Genomic DNA, 18349 nt, shown 5'->3' with positions numbered 1-18349 from the left:
TGGGGCAGGGACACTTCGGTGCCCACCGAAGCATGGCAAGCCCGCCCTACGCGGGGCGCCTCACCTGCTCGTACTGCCGCTCCAGCCCGTCAAGCAGCGCCGTCAACCCGGTCTCGAAGGCCCGTTCGTCGATCTTCTCCTGCTGCTCGGCGAGGCGGTGGGCCTGGCCGAGGTGGGGGTAGTCGGCCGGGTCGTAGGCCGTCTCGTCGTCGACGAAACCGCCCGCGAACGAGCCGAGCACCGACCCCATGACGAAGTAGCGCATCAGCGCGCCGATGGAGGTGGCGTGTGCGGGCGGCCAGCCCGCGTCGACCATCGCGCCGTACACGGCGTCCGCGAGCCGCAGCGCGGCCGGGCGGCGGCCGGGTCCGCTCGCCAGGACCGGCACGATGTTCGGGTGGTCGCGCAGCGCGGCCCGGTAGGAGACCGCCCAGTCGTGCAGCGCGGTCCGCCAGTCGCGGCCGTCCTCGAACATCGAGAGGTCGACCTGCGCGCTGACCGAGTCCGCCACCGCCTCCAGGATCTGGTCCTTCGTCCGGAAGTGGTTGTAGAGGGACGGGCCGCTGACCCCGAGTTCGGCTGCGAGCCTGCGCGTGGAGACGGCCGCGAGGCCCTCCGCGTCCACCAGCTCCCGTGCCGTGGCGACGATGCGGTCGGTGTTGAGGAGGGGCTTGCGCGGTCGGGCCATGGCGCACATTGTAGGGCTGCGACTGGAAACTAGCAGTGCTAATTTAAATGTGCGGTTTTCAAAGATTTCCGCGTTCCGGACTCGGAACTTCGAACTTCCTTGGGGTGACGCCTCGTGAACCTGGAGCTCAGTGAGGAGCAGGCCGCCGTCCGGCGGCTGGCCGCGGACTTCGTGGACCGCGAGATCACCCCGCACGTCGTCGCCTGGGACCGGGCGGAGGACGTCGACCGGTCGATCGTGAAGAAGCTGGGCGAGGTCGGCTTCCTCGGGCTCACGATCGACGAGGAGTACGGCGGCTCCGGCGGCGACCACCTCGCGTACTGCCTGGTCACGGAGGAACTGGGCCGCGGTGACTCCTCCGTGCGCGGAATCGTGTCCGTCTCCCTCGGGCTGGTCGCCAAGACGATCGCCGCCTGGGGGAGCGAGGGCCAGAAGCGACGGTGGCTGCCGGGACTCACCTCCGGGGAGTACGTCGGCTGCTTCGGGCTCACCGAACCGGGCACCGGTTCCGACGCGGGCAACCTCACCACGAAGGCCGTGCGCGACGGCGACGACTACGTGATCAACGGCACCAAGATGTTCATCACGAACGGCACCTGGGCCGACGTGGTGCTGCTGTTCGCCCGCTCCACCGACGCACCCGGCCACAAGGGGATCTCCGCCTTCCTCGTCCCGACCGACACCCCCGGCCTGACCCGCCGCGCGATCCACGGCAAGCTCGGCCTGCGCGGCCAGGCCACCGCCGAACTGGTCCTTCAGGATGTCCGCGTGCCCGCGACCGCGATGCTGGCGCCCGAGGGCAAGGGCTTCTCCGTCGCCATGTCCGCGCTCGCCAAGGGCCGTATGTCGGTCGCGGCGGGCTGCGTCGGCATAGCCCGGGCCGCCCTGGACGCGGCCGTCCGCCACGCCACCGAGCGCGAGCAGTTCGGCAAGGTCATCGCCCACCATCAGCTCGTCCAGGAACTCATCAGCGACATCGCCGTCGACGTGGACGCGGCACGGCTGCTGACCTGGCGGGTCGCCGATCTGATCGACCGCGGACTGCCCTTCGCCGTCGAGTCGTCCAAGGCCAAGCTCTTCGCCTCCGAGGCGGCGGTCCGCGCCGCGAACAACGCCCTCCAGGTCTTCGGCGGCTACGGCTACATCGACGAGTACCCGGCGGGCAAACTCCTGCGCGACGCCCGCGTGATGACCCTCTACGAGGGCACGAGCCAGATCCAGAAACTGCTCATCGGGCGTGCGCTGACCGGGGTTTCGGCGTTCTGAGTACGCGCCTGAGTACTTCGGCGGATGTGACGCGGGCCACCTCCACCGATCCTTGTCCGCATGAGTGACACACCGGTCAAGCAGCAGAACACGGCCGCCTTCTACGGCCAGGCCGTCGCGTCCTTCTCCGTCGCCATGGCCGCGACCGCCGTCGGCATCTTCAAGCTGAACGCCGATGCCTGGGTACGGGCGTTCCTGGGCATCGCCGTCCTGTACCTGGTCACCTCCGCCTTCACTCTGGCCAAGGTGATCCGGGACCGGCAGGAGGCGGCGGGCAGGGCCTACAACCCCTTCGAGAGGCCCTGAGCGCGGGAGGCACTCCTCTGAGCGGGCACTCTAAGCGCCCGCTCACCGTCAGAGGTATGGTGTTCACCCTGCCACTGGAAGGATGAACGAGCGATGAGTACGGCGGAGGAGAAGGCCGGCGGCGAGATCGAGCCGTGGGCCGAGGTGACCCCTGACGCGGCCCGGCGGCTGCTGGTCGCCGCCGTCGAGGCCTTCGCCGAGCGTGGCTACCACGCCACGACGACCCGTGACATCGCGAGCCGCGCGGGCATGAGCCCGGCCGCGCTCTATATCCACTACAAGACCAAGGAAGAGCTGCTGCACCGCATCAGCAGGATCGGGCACGAGAAGGCCCTCGAGATCCTGCGCACGGCGGCCCGGCGCGAGGGCAGCGCGACGGAGCGGCTCGCCGACGCCGTCAGCTCCTTCGTCCGCTGGCACGCCGGGCGGCGCACCACCGCCCGGGTCGTGCAGTACGAACTCGACGCGCTCGGCCCGGACGCCCGCGCCGAGATCGTCGCGCTGCGCCGGCAGTGCGACGCCGAGGTGCGGGGGATCATCGAGGAGGGTGTGGCGGCCGGCGAGTTCGACGTGCTGGACGTGTGGGCCACCACCCTTGCGGTGCTCTCGCTGTGCATCGACGTCGCCCGCTGGTTCAACATCGCCGGTTCCCGCACCCCCGACGAGGTCGGCGCGCTCTACGCCGACCTCGTGCTGCGGATGGTGGGGGCGTCGAATTGACGTCCTCACCTGCGTAAACGCAGGTGATTCCGGTCTGCACCGCTCCGCGGTGCTCCCTCGGGTTCCTGCTTCATCGACCCCTGCCGCCCGTGAGGGTGGTCTGACAAGGTCTCCACAGGCTTCACGTCCCGCCCGTCCGGCGGTAGGTCCGACAACTCCGTTGTCGGACAAGGCGATTCTGCCATGACTCCGCGGCCCTCCGGGCCGCTGAGGCAAGGATGCCCTTCACCTCCATCCTGAAGGATGGAGCACTGGGCAAGTGTTCGGTAGCCGCCCGCCCGGAAAGCGTCAGAGGTAGTAACGCGACACCGACTCGGCCACGCAGACCGGCTTGTCGCCGCCCTCGCGCTCGACGGTGAAGGCGACGCTCACCTGCACGCCGCCCGGCACGTCCTCGACGCCGGTGATCGTCGCCGTGGCGCGCAGCCGCGAGCCGACCGGGACCGGGGCCGGGAAACGGACCTTGTTCGTACCGTAGTTGACGCCCATCTTCACGTTCTCGACCTTGATCAGCTGCGGCCCGAAGAGCGGGAGCAGCGACAGGGTGAGATAGCCGTGCGCGATGGTCGTGCCGAAGGGGCCCGCGGCCGCCTTCTCCGGATCCACATGGATCCACTGGTGGTCGCCCGTGGCGTCCGCGAACAGGTCGATCCGCTTCTGGTCGATCTCCACCCAGTCGCTGTACCCCAGCTGCTCGCCCACCGCCGCCTTCAGGTCGTCGGCGGACGTGAAGGTCCTCGGCTCTGCCATGTTCCCGGCCTCTCGCATCATGAAGTCACCACGTCTAAGCAACTGCTTAGCATGGTCGGGTGCGGGACCCATGTCAACGGATCGGGCGTGCGACACGGTAGGTAGGCTCTGCGGAGTGCCGCAGATTCCCGAGAAGATCCACGAGCTGACCGTCGGCCAGTTGTCCGCCCGCAGCGGCGCGGCCGTCTCCGCCCTGCACTTCTACGAGTCCAAGGGCCTGATCAGCAGCCGTCGCACGTCGGGCAACCAGCGCCGCTACCAGCGTGACGCGCTGCGCCGGGTCGCCTTCGTACGCGCCGCGCAGCGGGTCGGCATCCCGCTGGCCACCATCCGCGAGGCGCTCGCTGAACTCCCCGAGGAGCGGACCCCGACCCACGAGGACTGGGCCCGGCTCTCCGAGGCCTGGCGCTCCGAACTCGACGAGCGCATCAGCCAGCTCAGCCGCCTCCGCGACCACCTCACGGACTGCATCGGCTGCGGCTGCCTGTCTTTGGAGACATGCGTGCTGTCCAACCCGGACGACGTCTTCGGGGAGCGGCAGTCGGGCTCGCGGCTGATGGTGGAACGGGGCGGGGACCGCCGAAAGCGGAACCAGAAGCCGGAGGAGTGCTGCTGAGGTCGGTGGCGTGGCCGCCGGTCTTCCAGCGAGCCGGGTTGCGGCTGGGCGGGGGTGGGTTTCGCTTGCCCGCGCTTGCGGGGTGCCTCCCCCAAGCTCTTCGAGCAGGGGGTACCCCCAGCGCCCACCCGTGCCGCCCCTGGGGGCCCCAGGCCGTCAAGGCACTGGGGGAGGCACGACTGGCCGCAGTGGTGCGCCGGTCATTCGTACTCCGTCCCACCCCGCCGCGTCAGATACGCCGGACTGACCGCCTTCGCGATCGCCCTCCCGCCGGTCACCGGGCTGTACCGCTCGCTGACCGGCCGTATCACCACACCCTCCCGCAGGTGCAGTTCTCGCCCGGAGACCGTCTCCCGTCCGGAGGCGACCTCCAGGACACGCGAGATGTCGTACGGCCCCTCGTACAGCCGTGGCACCAGCGGAAGTTGCCCCTCCAGCAACGCGGTGGCATCCAACCACCGCACCTCGCCGCCGATCTCGGCGGACACGTCGAACACGGCGTACCCCAACGTGTCACGCCGCCCGTCGGCCCCGTACGCCAGATCCTGCACGCCCGCCCCGTACACCTCGCCGAAGATCCCCACCCGGCGCGCGCCGAGCCGCTCGGCCAGCCGGGCCGCGACCTCCGGGACGCCGTGGCCGTGCACCGCCCGCCAGTACAGATTCCGCGGATCCTCCTTCAGTGCGAGCGACTTCGCGCCGAAGCCCTTCGACGACACATACACATGCCCCTCGTCGGCGACATACGTCAGCAGGCACGCGGACCCGTGCAGCTTCTCCGTCAGCACGACGGGCTCGCCGGGCGCGAAGATCTCCGGGTAGCGCTGGATGTTCTCGATGTCGACCCACGGCAGCAGATCCGGCGCGGACTCGACCTCACCGCTCATGGTGGGCGGGACCGGGGGCACCCACTTGGTGACACCGAGCACCTCCGCGAAGTCGGTGCCGTCCGCCGCGGCCCGCGCGAGGTCGACGCCGGCCAGCGCCCTGGGCCGGCAGACGATCCCCTGCGACAGCTCGCCGCGCAGCCGTACCGCCTTGACCCGGTCGGACTGGCTGCCCGCGAGCCGCCCGGTGAGCCCCAGCTCCTCGATCAGCCCGGCCGGGAGCACCGACTGTTCCGGGATGTAGACGGCGGTGTCACCGGTGCGGTACTGGCCCTTGGCGACGACGGCCCGGTACAGGCCCACCTGGGCCAGTTCGAGCGCGTCGGCGTTCGGATGCTCGTGGACGGTCAGCACTTCGGCGGTGACGCGCAGCGTCGACATCGGGACTCCTCTGGTTTCCGCTGGTCTCAGGGGTGTTTCATCGCCCTCTACTGTCCGAACGGGAAAAGGGTGGAGCCAGCGCATTTGCGGCTGCTAGCGTCGCTGTCTTCGGCCGGCGGTGACGCCGGACACGGAGTCCTGACGGGATGAACTCCCATGACCTCAGCGGCCCTTGCCGCCGCCCTCGCGGACATCGACACGGTCTTCAACGGCTTCGCCAGCCCGAACGAGGTGGGGTGCGCACGCTGCCACCTGCCCGAGGAGATCGCGTTTCTGCGCACCCCGTACACGCGGGTGCCCCCGGACGTGCTCCGGCGGTTCGTCTTCGAGGTATCCGACCACTTCGACGACCATGCCGCCTCGATGCGCCGGCTGCTGCCGCAGGCGGCGCGGGCCATGGCGGACGGCAGCCTGGACGGCGTCGGCTGGGGAACCCATGGACTGAGCCGGGTGGACTGGCGCTCCTGGCCCGCCGAGCAGGCGAACTCCATCGAGGCGTTCGTGTACGCGTGGTGGGAGGATGTCCTCACGACGCCCGAGCCGCCGTATCCGGTGCACGACGTGTTCGAGACCTGCGCCACGATCATCGGAACCATGACCCCGCTGCTCGACCGCTGGGTCCCGCACCCGGTGGCCGACGCCCACCTCCCGGGCTGCGCGGACGAGTGGCTGTACCACCTGGTCGTCGACGACTCGCCGCTCTCCTGGTGGTACCTCGACGACGAGAAGGCGGTCGTCGCCGAACTCCAGTCCTGGCTGGCCTCCCATGCCCCCGCCCGCCTCCGTGCCCAGGGTGAGCCCGACCTCGCGATGCGCGCCGAACTCCTCGCCCTGCCCTACGACGAGCGCTGGGCCCACCCGTACTGGGCCAGCCCCTCGGCCACCAACTGAGCGTTGGACCCGGCCCGTTGCCCGTCCGGCAGGACCAGTGTGTCCTCCAGGCCGATGCGGGTCGCGAGGCCCAGGCGTCCGGCGAGGCGCAGCACCGGCCAGGCGCCGGCCTCCTCGCCGTGCAGCAGCACCGGGCGGCTGTGAGCGCAGCCCAGGGCGGACAGCAGGGCGCGGGCGGTCTCCTCCGCCGTGTCCGCGGAAGGGTCTGTCACCTCCGCGAGCACCCGCAGCACCTTCGGGCCGAGCGGGGACGCCACGAACCGCTCCGCGCCGTCCGTGCCGGACCGGATTCCCGCCTCCACGCCGATCCCGCGGTCGATCAGCGCCGCCGCGACCTCCTCGGCGCCCGGCTCGTGCCAGTTGACCGAAGCGTGGTCGGGCAGCACGGTCCAGGAGCGGACGCGCTCCACGCGCGCGACCGGGTCCGGTTCCGCCCAGGCGCCGGTGGTCACTCCGACGGGGACGGCGACGCGCTTCCGTATCTCCTGGAGGGTCGCGGCGACCACTCTCGCCGACAGCGTGTCCTGTCCACAGGGGGTCTTGGGATGGACATGCACGTCCGACGCCCCGGCCGCGACGGCGGCCGCCGCCGAGTCGGCCATCGCGCCCGGCGACATCGGCGCGACCGCGCCGTCGGCCGGTCCCCGGGCTCCGTTCAGAGACACCTGCAGCATGCCCTCGATGGTGCCGGACGCCACTGACACTCGGGGGTGAACATCACCGACAACGGGGGGTGCGGCATCCCCGGCGCACCCCCGCGCCCCCCGAGCCCTGGCGTCACGCGGACACCAGCAGCCGTACCCGCCTGGCCTCCGCCAGGGCCCCCGGCGTCAGCACCGGCCTCGGCACCACGATGCCGCAGTCCGTGCAGACCGGGCCCGATGAGGGCTCGTGGGCCAGGTCGTACTTCCAGACGAGGCGCTCACCGGCGCACACCGGGCAGGCCGAACCGGGTTCGCGCTCCAGTGCGCTGATCAGCCGGCGCAGCACCTCGGCCAGCGGTTCATGAGGGTGGACACGCGGGTCGTCGCACCAGGCGACGCCGAAACCGCCCCAGGTGAGCCGGTGCCAGTCGTCCACACTGCCCGGCCTGCGCAGTCCGTCGTGCTTCTCCCTCTTGCGACGCTGGGTGAACTCGGCCTCGTAGGCGAGCCAGACGGAGCGTGCCTCCTCCAGTTCGTCCAGTGCGGCCACGAGCCGCGCCGGATCGGGGGAACGGTCCTCGGGGCCGAACCCGGCCCGGGAGCACAGATGGTCCCAGGTCGCCCGGTGCCCGTAGGGGGCGAACTTCTCAAGGCACTTGCGCAGCGAATAACGCCGCAGTGCCAGATCGCACCTCGGATCGCGCACCTGTCTCGCCAGACTCCGGAAACCGGCCATCGCCCTGCACCTCCGTCACACCTGCACCTGTACTTCGGTCACTTCGGCGTCGTCGTACGGACGTCGCCGAATAGACGTATCGACAAGCGATTCGGCTCCATCCGTTTTCCGATGACCTCCATCAGCCATCCTCCGAACGGTTCTCGGTCGCCTTCCCCCGTGCCGTCGGTCCTCCGTCGAGAGCCCCCGTGACCTCGAGTCCCCGGTGAGCCCAAAAAGTTGACGCATGTTCATGTTCAATCCCGGGGATACCGGCGGTAACATCCGGCCCACCACCGTCCGGAGGAGCTGCCATGCCACGGCGCACCCCACGAACCACCCTCGACAGACCGATAACTCCCCGCAGATTCGCCAAGTTCCTCAAAGCCGCTTCGATATGCGTGCTCGTCGCCGGTCTCCTGTCCCCGGCGGTCGGCGGCACCGCGACCGCGGCCGCGTCCAACGACTACTGCGGCGGCCAGTGTTCGGACATCCTCCCGCCGGGCGAGAACGGCAACGCGACCCTCGCCCAGATCCTCCTCAACCAGGCCTTCGGCACCCAGCCCGGCCACGCCGAGGACCAGCTCGGCCCGTACGCCAATCTGGCCACCGGCTACTCCACGCTCACCGACGCGAAGATCAACACCTTCTTCAACGATGCGTCGTTCGGCGTCTCTTCCGATCAAGTCGCCTCCACCGAGAAACCCGCCGGCCGCAGCGACGTGACGATCGTCCGCGACAAGAAGACGGGCGTCCCGCACATCACCGGTACCACTCGATACGGCACGGAGTTCGGCGCCGGATATGCCGCGGCTGAGGACCGGCTGTGGCTGATGGACGTCTTCCGGCACGTGGGCCGTGGCCAGCTGACCACCTTCGCGGGCGGCGCGGCGTCCAACCAGGGCCTGGAACAGGAGTTCTGGCGCAACGCGCCGTACACCGAGGCCGATCTGCAGGCCCAGATCGACAACGCCGTGGCCGCCGCCGGCGACCACGGCAAGCAGGCCCTCGCCGACGTCAACGCCTACGTCGCCGGAATCAACGCCTACATCGACGCCTCCGACAGCGGCCGCTACTTCCCCGGCGAGTACGTCCTGACCGGCCACAAGGACTCCATCACCAACGCCGGCACCATCGACCACTTCAAGACCACCGACCTGGTCGCTCTCGCCTCCGTCATCGGCACGCTCTTCGGCTCCGGCGGCGGCGGTGAGGTCAACAACGCGATCTCCCTGCTCGCCGCCCAGTCCAAGTACGGCGTGGAGGAGGGCACCAAGGTCTGGGAGTCCTTCCGTGAGCGCAACGACCCCGAGGCCGTCCTCACCGTCCACAACGGCGAGAGCTTCCCGTACGCCGCCAAGCCCGACAGCCCGCAGGGCGAAGCACTGCCCGACACCGGTTCGGTGACCCAGGAGCAGCTCGTCTACGACCGCACCGGCAGCGCGGCCGGCTCCAGCGCCACCAGCGCCTCCACCACGGCGGCCACCACCGCCCGGACCTCCGCGAAGCGCGGTATGTCCAACGCCCTCGTGGTGAGCGGCAAGTACACCGCCAGCGGCCACCCGATCGCCGTCTTCGGACCGCAGACCGGCTACTTCGCGCCCCAGCTGCTGATGCTCCAGGAGATCCAGGGCCCCGGCATCAGCGCCCGCGGCGCCTCCTTCGCGGGTCTGAGCATGTACGTCGAACTCGGCCGCGGCCAGGACTACTCCTGGAGCGCCACGACCTCCGGCCAGGACATCATCGACACCTACGCGGTCGAGCTGTGCCAGGACGACTACCACTACCTGTATCACGGCACCTGCACGGCCATGGACAAGGTCGAACAGAAGAACTCCTGGACGCCGACGACGGCCGACGGGACCGCGGCGGGCTCGTACACGATGCGCGTCTGGCGCACGAAGTACGGACCGGTGGAGTACCGGGCGACCGTGGGCGGCAAGAAGGTCGCCTACACCACCCTGCGCTCGTCCTTCCTGCACGAGGCCGACTCGATCATCGGCTTCCAGATGCTGAACGACCCGGACTACGTCAAGAGCCCGGCGACCTTCCAGAGCGCGGTCCAGCACATCAACTACACGTTCAACTGGTTCTACGCGGACTCCCAGCACACCGCGTACTACAACAGTGGCGACAACCCGGTGCGTGCGAGCGGCGTCGACGCCGAGTTCCCGGTGTGGGCCCAGGCGGCGTACGAGTGGAAGAACTGGAACCCGGCGACCAACACCGCCGACTACACGCCGGCGTCCGCCCACCCCAACTCCATCGACCAGGACTACTACATCTCCTGGAACAACAAGCAGGCCAAGGACTACACGACCGCTCCCTGGGGCGACGGGTCGGTCCACCGCGGCAACCTGCTGGAGGACCGGGTGAAGAAGCTGGTGGCGGCCGGCGGGGTCACCAGGTCGTCGCTGGTGAAGGCCATGGCGGACGCGGCCCTCGAAGATCTGCGCGCCGAGGACGTGCTGCCGAAACTGCTGAAGGTCGTGGGCAGCTCGGCGGTCACGGACTCCACGGCCGCGGCGGCGGTGAGCAAGCTGTCCGCGTGGGTGTCGGCGGGCGCGAAGCGCACGGAGACCTCGGCCGGCTCGAAGACGTACGCCAACGCCGACGCGATCCGCATCCTGGACGCCTGGTGGCCGCTGCTGGTGAAGGCCGAGTTCCAGCCCGGTCTGGGCAGCGACCTGTACACCGCCTTCACCAACAACCTGCCGGTCGACGAGTCACCCTCGGCCGCGCACGGCCCGACCGGCTCGCACGCCGGAAGCTCCTTCCAGTACGGCTGGTGGAGCTATGTCGACAAGGACATCCGGGCGGTGCTGGGTGAGTCCGTGCAGGGCGGACTGACGCAGAAGTACTGCGGCGGCGGCAGCCTGAGCTCCTGCCGGGACATCCTGATCAGCACGCTGAAGGAAGCGGCCGGCAAGACCGCGTCCCAGGTCTACCCGGGCGACGACCAGTGCTCCGCGGGTGACCAGTGGTGCGCCGACTCGATCGTCCAGCGCACCCTCGGCGGTATCAAGCACGGCAAGATCAGCTGGCAGAACCGGCCGACGTTCCAGCAGGTGGTGGAGTACACGTCGCACCGCTAGGTGATCCGGTCCCTGTCGTCGAACTCCCGTCTGCCCCGAGTTCGACGACAGGACCCAGGCCGACGGCGGGTCAGGTCACCCGGCCCGCCGCCAGCACCACCTGCGCCAGCTCCCGGTGCACGATGTCGCTGTGCGCGCCGTTCGGCGGGTCGCCGTGGCAGACCACCGCGGATGCGTCGACGTTCACGCAACCCGACGCCGGCAGCTTCCGCTTCAGCGCATCGGCGAGCACGTAGCGCTGCGTGCCGTCCACCGCCTGCACCCCGTCGTGCCCCATCGCTCCCCACTTGGCACCGAGGAGGCGGCCGACGTCGAAGTTCTCCGCGAGGTCCCCGGCCAGCGACCGGTCATCGCCCGCCATCCGCGACGCCAGCGGGTAGAACGTGGACAGCGCCGAGTCGAAGCGGGACCAGCAGCACACCAGCGGCCCGTCGATGCGGTTCTGCTGGCCGTGCAGCACACCGCTGGCATGCGGGTCGTCGGGCAGACGCGCGGCGAACGCGTAGTGGGAGAACGCCCCTTGGAGCAGGGTCACCGACTTCACCGTGCGCACGCCCTCCGGGAGCCCGCGCAGCGTGAACGACACCAGCCGGCCGCCGAAGCTGTGCCCGATCAGATGCACGCGCACGTTCGGCGCCGCCTGCGCCAACTGTCCGATCACGCGCCCCAGCCCGCGCTCGCCGACCGTCCCGGCGCGCCGTTTCATCGCGTAGTACGTGGCCTGCCGCAGCAACTCGTGCGCCCCGTCCCACACCCCCTTCGGCGTGAACGAGAACCCCTGCGCCCCCTGCGCCGCCCCGTCCGGCGACTCCACCAGCTCCAGCGCCCGCGCGAAGTCCGCGCACGCCCGCGCCGTGTCCCCGAACAGCATCTCCGGCTCGCTCTCGGGCACCCCCTCCGCCAGTGTGTCCGCGGCGAACGCGGCCTGCGGCCCCTGCGGAGGTACATCCACCAGCAGTCGTACGAGCCGCCCGAACTCCTCCAACGACGCGCCGTCGACCGGGCGTTGCTCCAGCAGCCGCGCGATCTGTTCCACCACGGTCGCGCGGCCGGGGAAGACCTCCAGGAGCGCGTGCCGGCTGTTCTTGTCCAGCTGCGACCGTGCGGTCTTTGGGACCTCGGCCGCCGCCGACGCCGGGAAGTTCGGGATCGGCTCGTCCGCGAACATCATCGACGGCCAGATGACGCCCACGTACCCGAGGCGTGCCTTGGGCGCGAGCGACGGCACCGGTGCGAAGAAGCGGCTGTAGAGCCGGGTCGCGCCGGAGCGCTGGTTGTTCCAGCCGTGCGCGAAGACCAGCAGGTCCCGCACGTTCTGCCGGTTCACGTCCGCGAGCAGCCGGTCCCGCTCCGGCGCGTCCACGTCCCCGTCCGCGTCGAAGGTCACTTCCCAGTAGGGACGCACGCTCATTTCCGGTACCGCAGCCATGGCAGGTCCCCCTTGCCCCGAGGTCGAGTGCGCTGTGAGCGCATCGTCCTGCTGGTGGGGAAGGTTGGCCATACGTCACGACACATCCGTACACGAGGGGTCGGCACGCATGGTCATTCCGTGAGCGGACACCGTGCGGATCGTCCGGATCCGCCCGCTCCTTGATCGAGGATCGCCTGCACCCCGTACGACGAGACACCTCCCGCCTGCGACATCCCCGAACACCGGAGGGCTTCCCTCCGCCGCGCCGTCGGTCACCCCTTCCCTCGCAACATACCGACTGGTTAGTCTGGCGCTCTCGGCAGAGCCGAAGGCAGCAGAGCCGATTCGCGTCGCGTCGAAGGAGACCGATGGTGGAAGCCGTGCAGGATGCGGGAGTGGTCGTCACCGGAGCGGGAGGCGGCATCGGGGCCGCGCTGGCCCGCCGCTTCGCCGCCGAGGGGGCCCGGGTCGTCGTCAACGACCTGGACGCCGGCCGGGCGAAGGCCGTGGCCGATGAGATCGGCGGAATCGCGGTCCCGGGCGACGCCTCCGCGATCGTGACCGAGGCACGGAACGCCCTCGGCGGCACGGTCGACGTCTACTGCGCCAACGCGGGCATCGGCTCCGGCGGCGGCGAGGCCGCGGAGGAGGAGGTGTGGGCGCAGGCCTGGGACGTCAACGTCATGGCGCACGTCCGCGCCGCCCGCGCGCTCCTGCCCGCCTGGCTGGAGCGCGGCGAGGGCCGGTTCGTCTCCACGGTCTCGGCCGCCGGGCTGCTCACCATGATCGGCGCCGCGCCGTACAGCGTCACCAAGCACGGCGCGTACGCCTTCGCCGAGTGGCTGTCGCTGACGTACCGGCACCGCGGCCTCAAGGTCCACGCGATCTGTCCCCAGGGCGTGCGCACGGACATGCTGACCGCCTCCGGCAGCGCCGGTGAACTGGTGCTCGCGCCGACCGCGATCGACCCCGAGGACGTCGCCGACGCGCTCTTCAAGGGAATCGAGGAGGACCGCTTCCTGATCCTGCCGCACCCCGAGGTCGCCGCGTACTACGAGGCGCGCGCCACCGAGCCGGACCGCTGGCTGACGAGCATGAACCACCTCCAGCAGAAGTGGGAGGCCGCCAAGTGACCACTTCCCGCTACGCCGCCAAGCCCTGGCTGGCCCTGCTCGACGAGGCCCAGCGCGCCCCGATCAGCCCCGCCGACTCCCTGGTGCACGCCCTGCGCACGGCCCCTGCGGACCGCACCGCCCTGGCCTACTTCGACGGCAGGATCAGCTACGCCGAACTGGACGAGCTGACCGACTCCGTCGCAGGCCACCTCGCCGCCCGCGGCCTTGCGCGCGGCGACCGCGTCGCGATCCTCCTGCAGAACTCCCCGCATTTCGTGCTCGCCCTGCTGGGCGCCTGGAAGGCGGGCGCGACCGTCGTGCCCGTCAACCCGATGTACAAGTCGGGCGAGGTCACGCACGTCCTCAAGGACGCGGAGGTGACCGCCCTGGTGTGCTCCGACCGCGCCTGGGAGTCGTATCTGCGCGAGACGGCCGCGGACTCGCCCGTACGCATCGTGCTCACCGCCTGCGAGCTGGACCTCCAGACCCGCGACGACGCGCGCGTGCTGGCCTTCGAGCGGCTCGACAGCGCCCCGGACGCCGACGATCTCCTCACCGTCGCCCGGCAGGCCCACAAGGCGCCCGAGGGCCGCGACCCGGCCCCGTCCGACATCGCGTTGATCAGCTACACCTCCGGCACCAGCGGCACCCCCAAGGGCGCCACCAACACGCACGGCAACATCATGTACAACGCCGAGCGGCAGCGGACGGGCATGGGGCTGCCGGAGGCGCCCGTCTATTTCGCGCTGGCACCCCTGTTCCACATCACCGGGATGGTCTGCGAGCTCGTGGCGTGCCTCATCAGCGGGGGCACGCTCGTCCTGACCTACCGCTTCGAGCCGGGCGTCGTCCTCGACGCGTTCGCCGAGCACCGGCCCCACTACACGGTCGGCCCGTCGACCGCCTTCATGGCGCTGGCCGCCCACCCGGCCGTCACACCCGACCACTTCTCCTCCTTCCACAAGATCTCCTCCGGCGGCGCCCCGGTGCCGCCCGCCCTGGTGGAGAAGTTCCGGGCAGGCTTCGGGCCGTACATCCGCAACGGCTACGGCCTCACCGAGTGCACCGCCCCCTGCGCCTCGGTGCCGCCCGACCACGAGGCCCCGGTCGACCCGGTCTCCGGCACCCTGGCCGTCGGCGTGCCGGGGCCCGACACGGTCGTCCGCATCGTCGACGACCAGGGCGAGGAGGTGCCGTTCGGCGAGCAGGGCGAGATCGTCGTACGGGGCCCGCAGGTCGTGCCCGGCTACTGGCGGCGCCCCGAGGCCACCGCCGAGACCTTTCCGGACGGTGAGCTGCGCACCGGCGACATCGGCTTCATGGACCCTCAGGGCTGGCTGTACGTCGTCGACCGCAAGAAGGACATGATCAACGCGTCCGGCTTCAAGGTGTGGCCGCGTGAGGTCGAGGACGTCCTGTACACGCACCCGGCGGTGCGCGAGGCGGCCGTCGTCGGGGTCGCGGACGGGTATCGCGGGGAGACCGTGAAGGCGTACATCAGCCTGCGTCCGGGGTGTGACGAAGACCCCGATGCGTTCGCTGCTTACTGCAAGGAGAGACTGGCCGCCTACAAATACCCGCGTCAGGTGGAGATCCTGCCCGACCTGCCGAAGACGGCGAGTGGGAAGATCCTTCGTCGGGAACTGCGTTCCCGGTCGCACGAGGGCCAGTAGACATCGACGGCCAGTAGACATCGACGGCCAGTAGACATCACGGAAAGGCAGGTGGCGGCAGTGCCCAGGACGACGGACGGGGACGGTACGCCCGTTCCGCAGCGGCTGCTGGCCGCCGCCACCCGGCTCTTCGCCGAGCGAGGCTATGACCGCACGTCCGTGCAGGAGATCGTCGAGGCGGCCGGCGTCACCAAGGGTGCGCTGTACCACTACTTCGGCTCCAAGGACGACCTGCTGCACGAGGTGTACGCGCGCGTGCTGCGCGTCCAGCAGGAGCGCCTCGATGCCTTCGCGGACGCCGACGAGCCGGTCGAGAAGCGCCTTCGGGACGCGGCGGCCGACGTCGTCGTCACCACGATCGAGAACCTCGACGACGCGATGATCTTCTTCCGGTCCATGCACCATCTGAGCCCGGAGAAGAACAAGCAGGTACGCGCCGAGCGGCGCCGCTACCACGAGCGGTTCCGTGCGCTGATCGAGGAGGGCCAGAAGGAGGGCGTGTTCTCCACGGCCACGCCCGCCGACCTGGTCGTCGACTACCACTTCGGCTCGGTGCACCACCTGTCGACCTGGTACCGCCCGGACGGGCCGCTCAGCCCGCAGGAGGTCGCCGACCACCTGGCCGACCTGCTGCTGCGCGCGCTGCGGCCCTGACCCCGTACGGGTCCCTGACGTCTTGCGTGGAGTCATGCGCGTAAGGGGCGGCCGCAATGGCGGCCGCCCCTTACGCCGTGCCTCACAGGTACTTCTTCAGCTCCCGCCGCGCCAGCGACCGCTGGTGCACCTCGTCCGGACCGTCCGCGAGCTTCAGCGTCCGGGCCGCCGCCCACAGTTCGGCGAGCGGGAAGTCCTGGCTCACGCCGCCCGCGCCGTGCAGCTGGACGGCCTTGTCGATGATGTCGACGACCGTGCGCGGAGTGGCGATCTTGATGGCCTGGATCTCGGTGTGGGCGCCCTTGTTGCCGACCGTGTCCATCATCCACGCCGTCTTGAGGACCAGCAGCCGCAGCTGCTCGACGGCCACGCGCGCGTCGGCGATCCAGTTGTGCACCACACCCTGCTGGGCCAGCGGCTTGCCGAACGCCGTACGTGTGACGGCCCGCCTGCACATCAGCTCGATGGCCCGCTCGGCCATGCCGATCAGCCGCATGCAGTGGTGGATGCGGCCCGGACCGAGTCGCGCCTGGGCGATGGCGAAGCCGCCGCCCTCCTCGCCGATCAGGTTCGACACCGGCACGCGCGCGTGGTCGAAGACGACCTCGGCGTGACCGCCGTGGTAGTGGTCCTCGTAGCCGTAGACCTGCATCGCGCGCTTGACGTGGACGCCCGGGGTGTCGCGCGGGACCAGCACCATGGACTGCTGCCGGCGGATGTCGACACCGTCCGGGTCCGTCTTGCCCATCACGATGAAGATCTTGCAGTCGGGGTTCATCGCCCCGGAGATGTACCACTTGCGGCCGGTGATGACGTACTCGTCGCCGTCCCGCTCGATGTGCGTGGTGATGTTGGTGGCGTCCGAGGAGGCCACCTCGGGCTCGGTCATCGCGAACGCCGAGCGGATCTCCCCGGCGAGCAGCGGCTGAAGCCACTGCTTCTTCTGCTGCTCGTCGCCGAACTGCGCCAGCACCTCCATGTTGCCGGTGTCGGGCGCCGCGCAGTTCAGCGCGGTGGGCGCGAGCTGCGGGGAGCGGCCGGTTATCTCGGCGAGCGGGGCGTACTGGAGGTTCGTGAGCCCGGCGCCGTACTCGGCGTCCGGCAGGAAGAGGTTCCACAGGCCCTGCCTGCGTGCCTCCGCCTTCAACTCCTCGACCACGGCGGGCGTGTCCCACGGCGAGGCGAGCCGCGCGTGCTGCTCGTGGGCTACGGCCTCCGCCGGGTAGACGTACTCGTCCATGAAGGCGAGCAGCTTGGCGCGCAGCTCCTCGGTGCGCGCGTCGAATGCGAAGTCCATGGCGGATCAGCCTTCCTGAAGGGTGGTCAGGCCGTGCTCGATGAAGACGGGCACCAGCTCGCCGATGCGGTCGAAGCCCGCGCCGACCGTCTGGCCCAGGGTGTAGCGGTAGTGGATGCCCTCCAGGATCACGGCGAGCTTGAACCAGGCGAACGCCGAGTACCAGGAGACGGCGGCGACGTCACGCCCCGAGCGCGTGGCGTACCGCTCGACGATCTCGGCGGGGGCCGGATGCCCGGCGGCCGTGGCGGTGGTGGAGACCGGGGAGTCGGGCAGCCCGAGCGGCACGCTGTACATCACCAGCAGACCGAGGTCGGTGAGCGGGTCGCCGAGCGTGGACATCTCCCAGTCGAGAATGGCGGTGATCTTGTCGTCGTCACCGAGGAGGACGTTGTCCAGGCGGTAGTCGCCGTGGATCACGGTCGGCGCGGGGGAGGCGGGCAGCTCGCGCCCGAGCGCGGCGTGAAGCTCGTCGATGCCGGGCAGTTCGCGGTTGCGGGACGCGTCCAGCTGCTTGCCCCAGCGGCGCAGCTGCCGGTCCAGGAAGCCCTCCGGGCGGCCGAAGTCCGCGAGACCCACCTCGCCCGGCTCCACCGCGTGCAGCTCCACCAGGGTGTCGACCAGCCCGAGGACCGCGTCCCGGGTGCGCCGCGGGCCGAGCGGGGCGAGCTGTTCCGCGGTGCGGTAGGGGGTGCCCTCGACGAAGTCCATCACGTAGAAGGGGGCGCCCAGGACCGACTCGTCCTCGCACAGCAGCACCGGACGCGGCACCGGAACGGCCGTCGGGTGCAGCGCGCTGATCACCCGGTGCTCGCGCTTCATGTCGTGCGCGGTGGCCAGGACATGCCCCAGCGGGGGACGCCGTACGACCCACTTGGCCGCGCCGTCCGAGACCGCGTAGGTGAGGTTCGACCGCCCGCCCTCGATCAGCCGGCCGGTCAGGGGGCCGCTCACCAGGCCGGGCCGCTCGGCGTCGAGCAGGCCGCGCAGCCGGTCGAGATCGAGACCCGGCGGGTGGTCTGGGGTCATCATTGCTCCTACGTGCGCGGAAACCAGGACCTGCATCATGATGCCGACCGGTCGGTATGTCGTCCAGTGGGCGGAGCAAACGTGATCGGCGCCACGAGGGTCTCGTGACGCCGATGCTCCTGGGTGCCACGGCCGGCGCCGCCGACGGTCCTGGGTGCCACGGCGACCGCCGGCGCCGTGCGGCAACGGCGCCCCGGCCGCGCCTGGCCGG

The 18349-nt window shown here is 70.4% G+C and carries 17 protein-coding genes; 9 read left to right on the top strand and 8 right to left on the bottom strand.

Annotated elements, in window-relative coordinates; all coding sequences use genetic code 11:
• Positions 1 to 46 precede the first annotated feature (46 nt).
• The gene (locus tag Q2K21_RS24130; protein WP_310774933.1) at positions 47 to 688 is read right to left on the bottom strand and encodes a TetR/AcrR family transcriptional regulator; all 642 of its coding nucleotides are present in this window, start codon (positions 686 to 688) and stop codon (positions 47 to 49) included.
• A gap of 114 nt (positions 689 to 802) precedes the next feature.
• On the opposite strand from Q2K21_RS24130, the gene Q2K21_RS24125 reads away from it, so the two are divergent.
• From Q2K21_RS24125 to Q2K21_RS24115, 3 genes are all read left to right on the top strand, one after another.
• A complete protein-coding gene (locus Q2K21_RS24125; protein ID WP_310774932.1) occupies positions 803 to 1954 on the top strand; it encodes an acyl-CoA dehydrogenase family protein in 1152 nt (383 codons plus the stop codon).
• A gap of 60 nt (positions 1955 to 2014) precedes the next feature.
• The gene (locus Q2K21_RS24120) at positions 2015 to 2260 is read left to right on the top strand and encodes a YiaA/YiaB family inner membrane protein (RefSeq protein WP_310774930.1); all 246 of its coding nucleotides are present in this window, start codon (positions 2015 to 2017) and stop codon (positions 2258 to 2260) included.
• Positions 2261 to 2353: 93 nt separating this feature from the next.
• Entirely contained in the window at positions 2354 to 2980 is a 627-nt protein-coding gene (locus Q2K21_RS24115) for a TetR/AcrR family transcriptional regulator (protein ID WP_310774928.1), read from the top strand.
• A 288-nt stretch (positions 2981 to 3268) separates the two neighbouring features.
• On the opposite strand, the gene Q2K21_RS24110 is transcribed toward Q2K21_RS24115, so the two are convergent.
• The gene (locus tag Q2K21_RS24110) at positions 3269 to 3730 is read right to left on the bottom strand and encodes a MaoC family dehydratase (RefSeq protein WP_310774926.1); all 462 of its coding nucleotides are present in this window, start codon (positions 3728 to 3730) and stop codon (positions 3269 to 3271) included.
• Between the two features lie 115 nt (positions 3731 to 3845).
• On the opposite strand from Q2K21_RS24110, the gene soxR reads away from it, so the two are divergent.
• On the top strand, positions 3846 to 4346 hold the full coding sequence (soxR, locus tag Q2K21_RS24105) for a redox-sensitive transcriptional activator SoxR (protein ID WP_310774924.1): 501 nt from the start codon (positions 3846 to 3848) through the stop codon (positions 4344 to 4346).
• Positions 4347 to 4546: 200 nt separating this feature from the next.
• Here the strand turns inward: soxR and Q2K21_RS24100 are convergent, their stop codons facing one another.
• On the bottom strand, positions 4547 to 5614 hold the full coding sequence (locus Q2K21_RS24100) for an RNA ligase (ATP) (RefSeq protein ID WP_310774922.1): 1068 nt from the start codon (positions 5612 to 5614) through the stop codon (positions 4547 to 4549).
• 156 nt (positions 5615 to 5770) lie between these two features.
• Between Q2K21_RS24100 and Q2K21_RS24095 the strand changes: the two genes are divergently transcribed.
• The gene (locus Q2K21_RS24095; protein WP_310774920.1) at positions 5771 to 6505 is read left to right on the top strand and encodes a hypothetical protein; all 735 of its coding nucleotides are present in this window, start codon (positions 5771 to 5773) and stop codon (positions 6503 to 6505) included.
• On the opposite strand, the gene Q2K21_RS24090 is transcribed toward Q2K21_RS24095, so the two are convergent.
• A complete protein-coding gene (locus Q2K21_RS24090) occupies positions 6451 to 7179 on the bottom strand; it encodes a 3-keto-5-aminohexanoate cleavage protein (RefSeq protein ID WP_310774919.1) in 729 nt (242 codons plus the stop codon). The two genes, Q2K21_RS24095 and Q2K21_RS24090, sit on opposite strands and share 55 nt — an antisense overlap.
• A gap of 103 nt (positions 7180 to 7282) precedes the next feature.
• Complete coding sequence (locus Q2K21_RS24085; RefSeq protein ID WP_310774918.1) at positions 7283 to 7885, bottom strand: hypothetical protein; 603 nt, start codon at positions 7883 to 7885, stop codon at positions 7283 to 7285.
• A gap of 293 nt (positions 7886 to 8178) precedes the next feature.
• Here Q2K21_RS24085 and Q2K21_RS24080 point away from each other — a divergent pair, with 293 nt between their 5' ends.
• Entirely contained in the window at positions 8179 to 10959 is a 2781-nt protein-coding gene (locus tag Q2K21_RS24080; protein WP_310774917.1) for a penicillin acylase family protein, read from the top strand.
• 70 nt (positions 10960 to 11029) lie between these two features.
• Here Q2K21_RS24080 and Q2K21_RS24075 read toward each other — a convergent pair whose 3' ends face one another.
• On the bottom strand, positions 11030 to 12370 hold the full coding sequence (locus Q2K21_RS24075) for a serine-threonine protein kinase (protein WP_310774916.1): 1341 nt from the start codon (positions 12368 to 12370) through the stop codon (positions 11030 to 11032).
• A 368-nt stretch (positions 12371 to 12738) separates the two neighbouring features.
• Between Q2K21_RS24075 and Q2K21_RS24070 the strand changes: the two genes are divergently transcribed.
• The 3 genes from Q2K21_RS24070 to Q2K21_RS24060 are packed head-to-tail and all read left to right on the top strand — an operon-like array spanning position 12739 to position 15812.
• A complete protein-coding gene (locus Q2K21_RS24070) occupies positions 12739 to 13503 on the top strand; it encodes an SDR family oxidoreductase (RefSeq protein WP_310774915.1) in 765 nt (254 codons plus the stop codon).
• On the top strand, positions 13500 to 15158 hold the full coding sequence (locus Q2K21_RS24065; protein ID WP_310774914.1) for a class I adenylate-forming enzyme family protein: 1659 nt from the start codon (positions 13500 to 13502) through the stop codon (positions 15156 to 15158). Before Q2K21_RS24070 ends, Q2K21_RS24065 begins: the two co-directional genes overlap by 4 nt.
• Before the next feature lie 60 nt (positions 15159 to 15218).
• Positions 15219 to 15812, top strand: a complete 594-nt coding sequence (locus Q2K21_RS24060) for a TetR/AcrR family transcriptional regulator (RefSeq protein ID WP_310774913.1) — start codon at positions 15219 to 15221, stop codon at positions 15810 to 15812.
• Between the two features lie 82 nt (positions 15813 to 15894).
• Here the strand turns inward: Q2K21_RS24060 and Q2K21_RS24055 are convergent, their stop codons facing one another.
• On the bottom strand, positions 15895 to 17109 hold the full coding sequence (locus tag Q2K21_RS24055; RefSeq protein ID WP_310774912.1) for an acyl-CoA dehydrogenase family protein: 1215 nt from the start codon (positions 17107 to 17109) through the stop codon (positions 15895 to 15897).
• Between the two features lie 6 nt (positions 17110 to 17115).
• Positions 17116 to 18138: a phosphotransferase family protein gene (locus Q2K21_RS24050; RefSeq protein WP_310774911.1), complete on the bottom strand. Its 1023-nt coding sequence runs from the start codon at positions 18136 to 18138 to the stop codon at positions 17116 to 17118.
• Positions 18139 to 18349: the final 211 nt, after the last annotated feature.

This window comes from Streptomyces sp. CGMCC 4.7035 (assembly GCF_031583065.1).
In the GTDB taxonomy this organism is placed as follows: domain Bacteria; phylum Actinomycetota; class Actinomycetes; order Streptomycetales; family Streptomycetaceae; genus Streptomyces; species Streptomyces yaanensis.
This window is presented reverse-complemented; position numbering and strand designations above follow the sequence as displayed.

What these genes read in the sequence shown, in the direction of transcription:
- Q2K21_RS24115 (WP_310774928.1), top strand. Translation starts at nt 2,354, where the DNA reads ATGAGTACGGCGGAGGAGAAGGCCGGCGGCGAGATCGAGCCGTGGGCC.
- Q2K21_RS24110 (WP_310774926.1), bottom strand. Translation starts at nt 3,730, where the DNA reads ATGGCAGAGCCGAGGACCTTCACGTCCGCCGACGACCTGAAGGCGGCG.
- Q2K21_RS24080 (WP_310774917.1), top strand. Translation starts at nt 8,179, where the DNA reads ATGCCACGGCGCACCCCACGAACCACCCTCGACAGACCGATAACTCCC.
- Q2K21_RS24100 (WP_310774922.1), bottom strand. Translation starts at nt 5,614, where the DNA reads ATGTCGACGCTGCGCGTCACCGCCGAAGTGCTGACCGTCCACGAGCAT.
- Q2K21_RS24050 (WP_310774911.1), bottom strand. Translation starts at nt 18,138, where the DNA reads ATGACCCCAGACCACCCGCCGGGTCTCGATCTCGACCGGCTGCGCGGC.
- Q2K21_RS24130 (WP_310774933.1), bottom strand. Translation starts at nt 688, where the DNA reads ATGGCCCGACCGCGCAAGCCCCTCCTCAACACCGACCGCATCGTCGCC.
- Q2K21_RS24090 (WP_310774919.1), bottom strand. Translation starts at nt 7,179, where the DNA reads ATGCTGCAGGTGTCTCTGAACGGAGCCCGGGGACCGGCCGACGGCGCG.
- Q2K21_RS24075 (WP_310774916.1), bottom strand. Translation starts at nt 12,370, where the DNA reads ATGAGCGTGCGTCCCTACTGGGAAGTGACCTTCGACGCGGACGGGGAC.
- Q2K21_RS24085 (WP_310774918.1), bottom strand. Translation starts at nt 7,885, where the DNA reads ATGGCCGGTTTCCGGAGTCTGGCGAGACAGGTGCGCGATCCGAGGTGC.
- Q2K21_RS24120 (WP_310774930.1), top strand. Translation starts at nt 2,015, where the DNA reads ATGAGTGACACACCGGTCAAGCAGCAGAACACGGCCGCCTTCTACGGC.
- Q2K21_RS24095 (WP_310774920.1), top strand. Translation starts at nt 5,771, where the DNA reads ATGACCTCAGCGGCCCTTGCCGCCGCCCTCGCGGACATCGACACGGTC.
- Q2K21_RS24055 (WP_310774912.1), bottom strand. Translation starts at nt 17,109, where the DNA reads ATGGACTTCGCATTCGACGCGCGCACCGAGGAGCTGCGCGCCAAGCTG.
- Q2K21_RS24070 (WP_310774915.1), top strand. Translation starts at nt 12,739, where the DNA reads ATGGTGGAAGCCGTGCAGGATGCGGGAGTGGTCGTCACCGGAGCGGGA.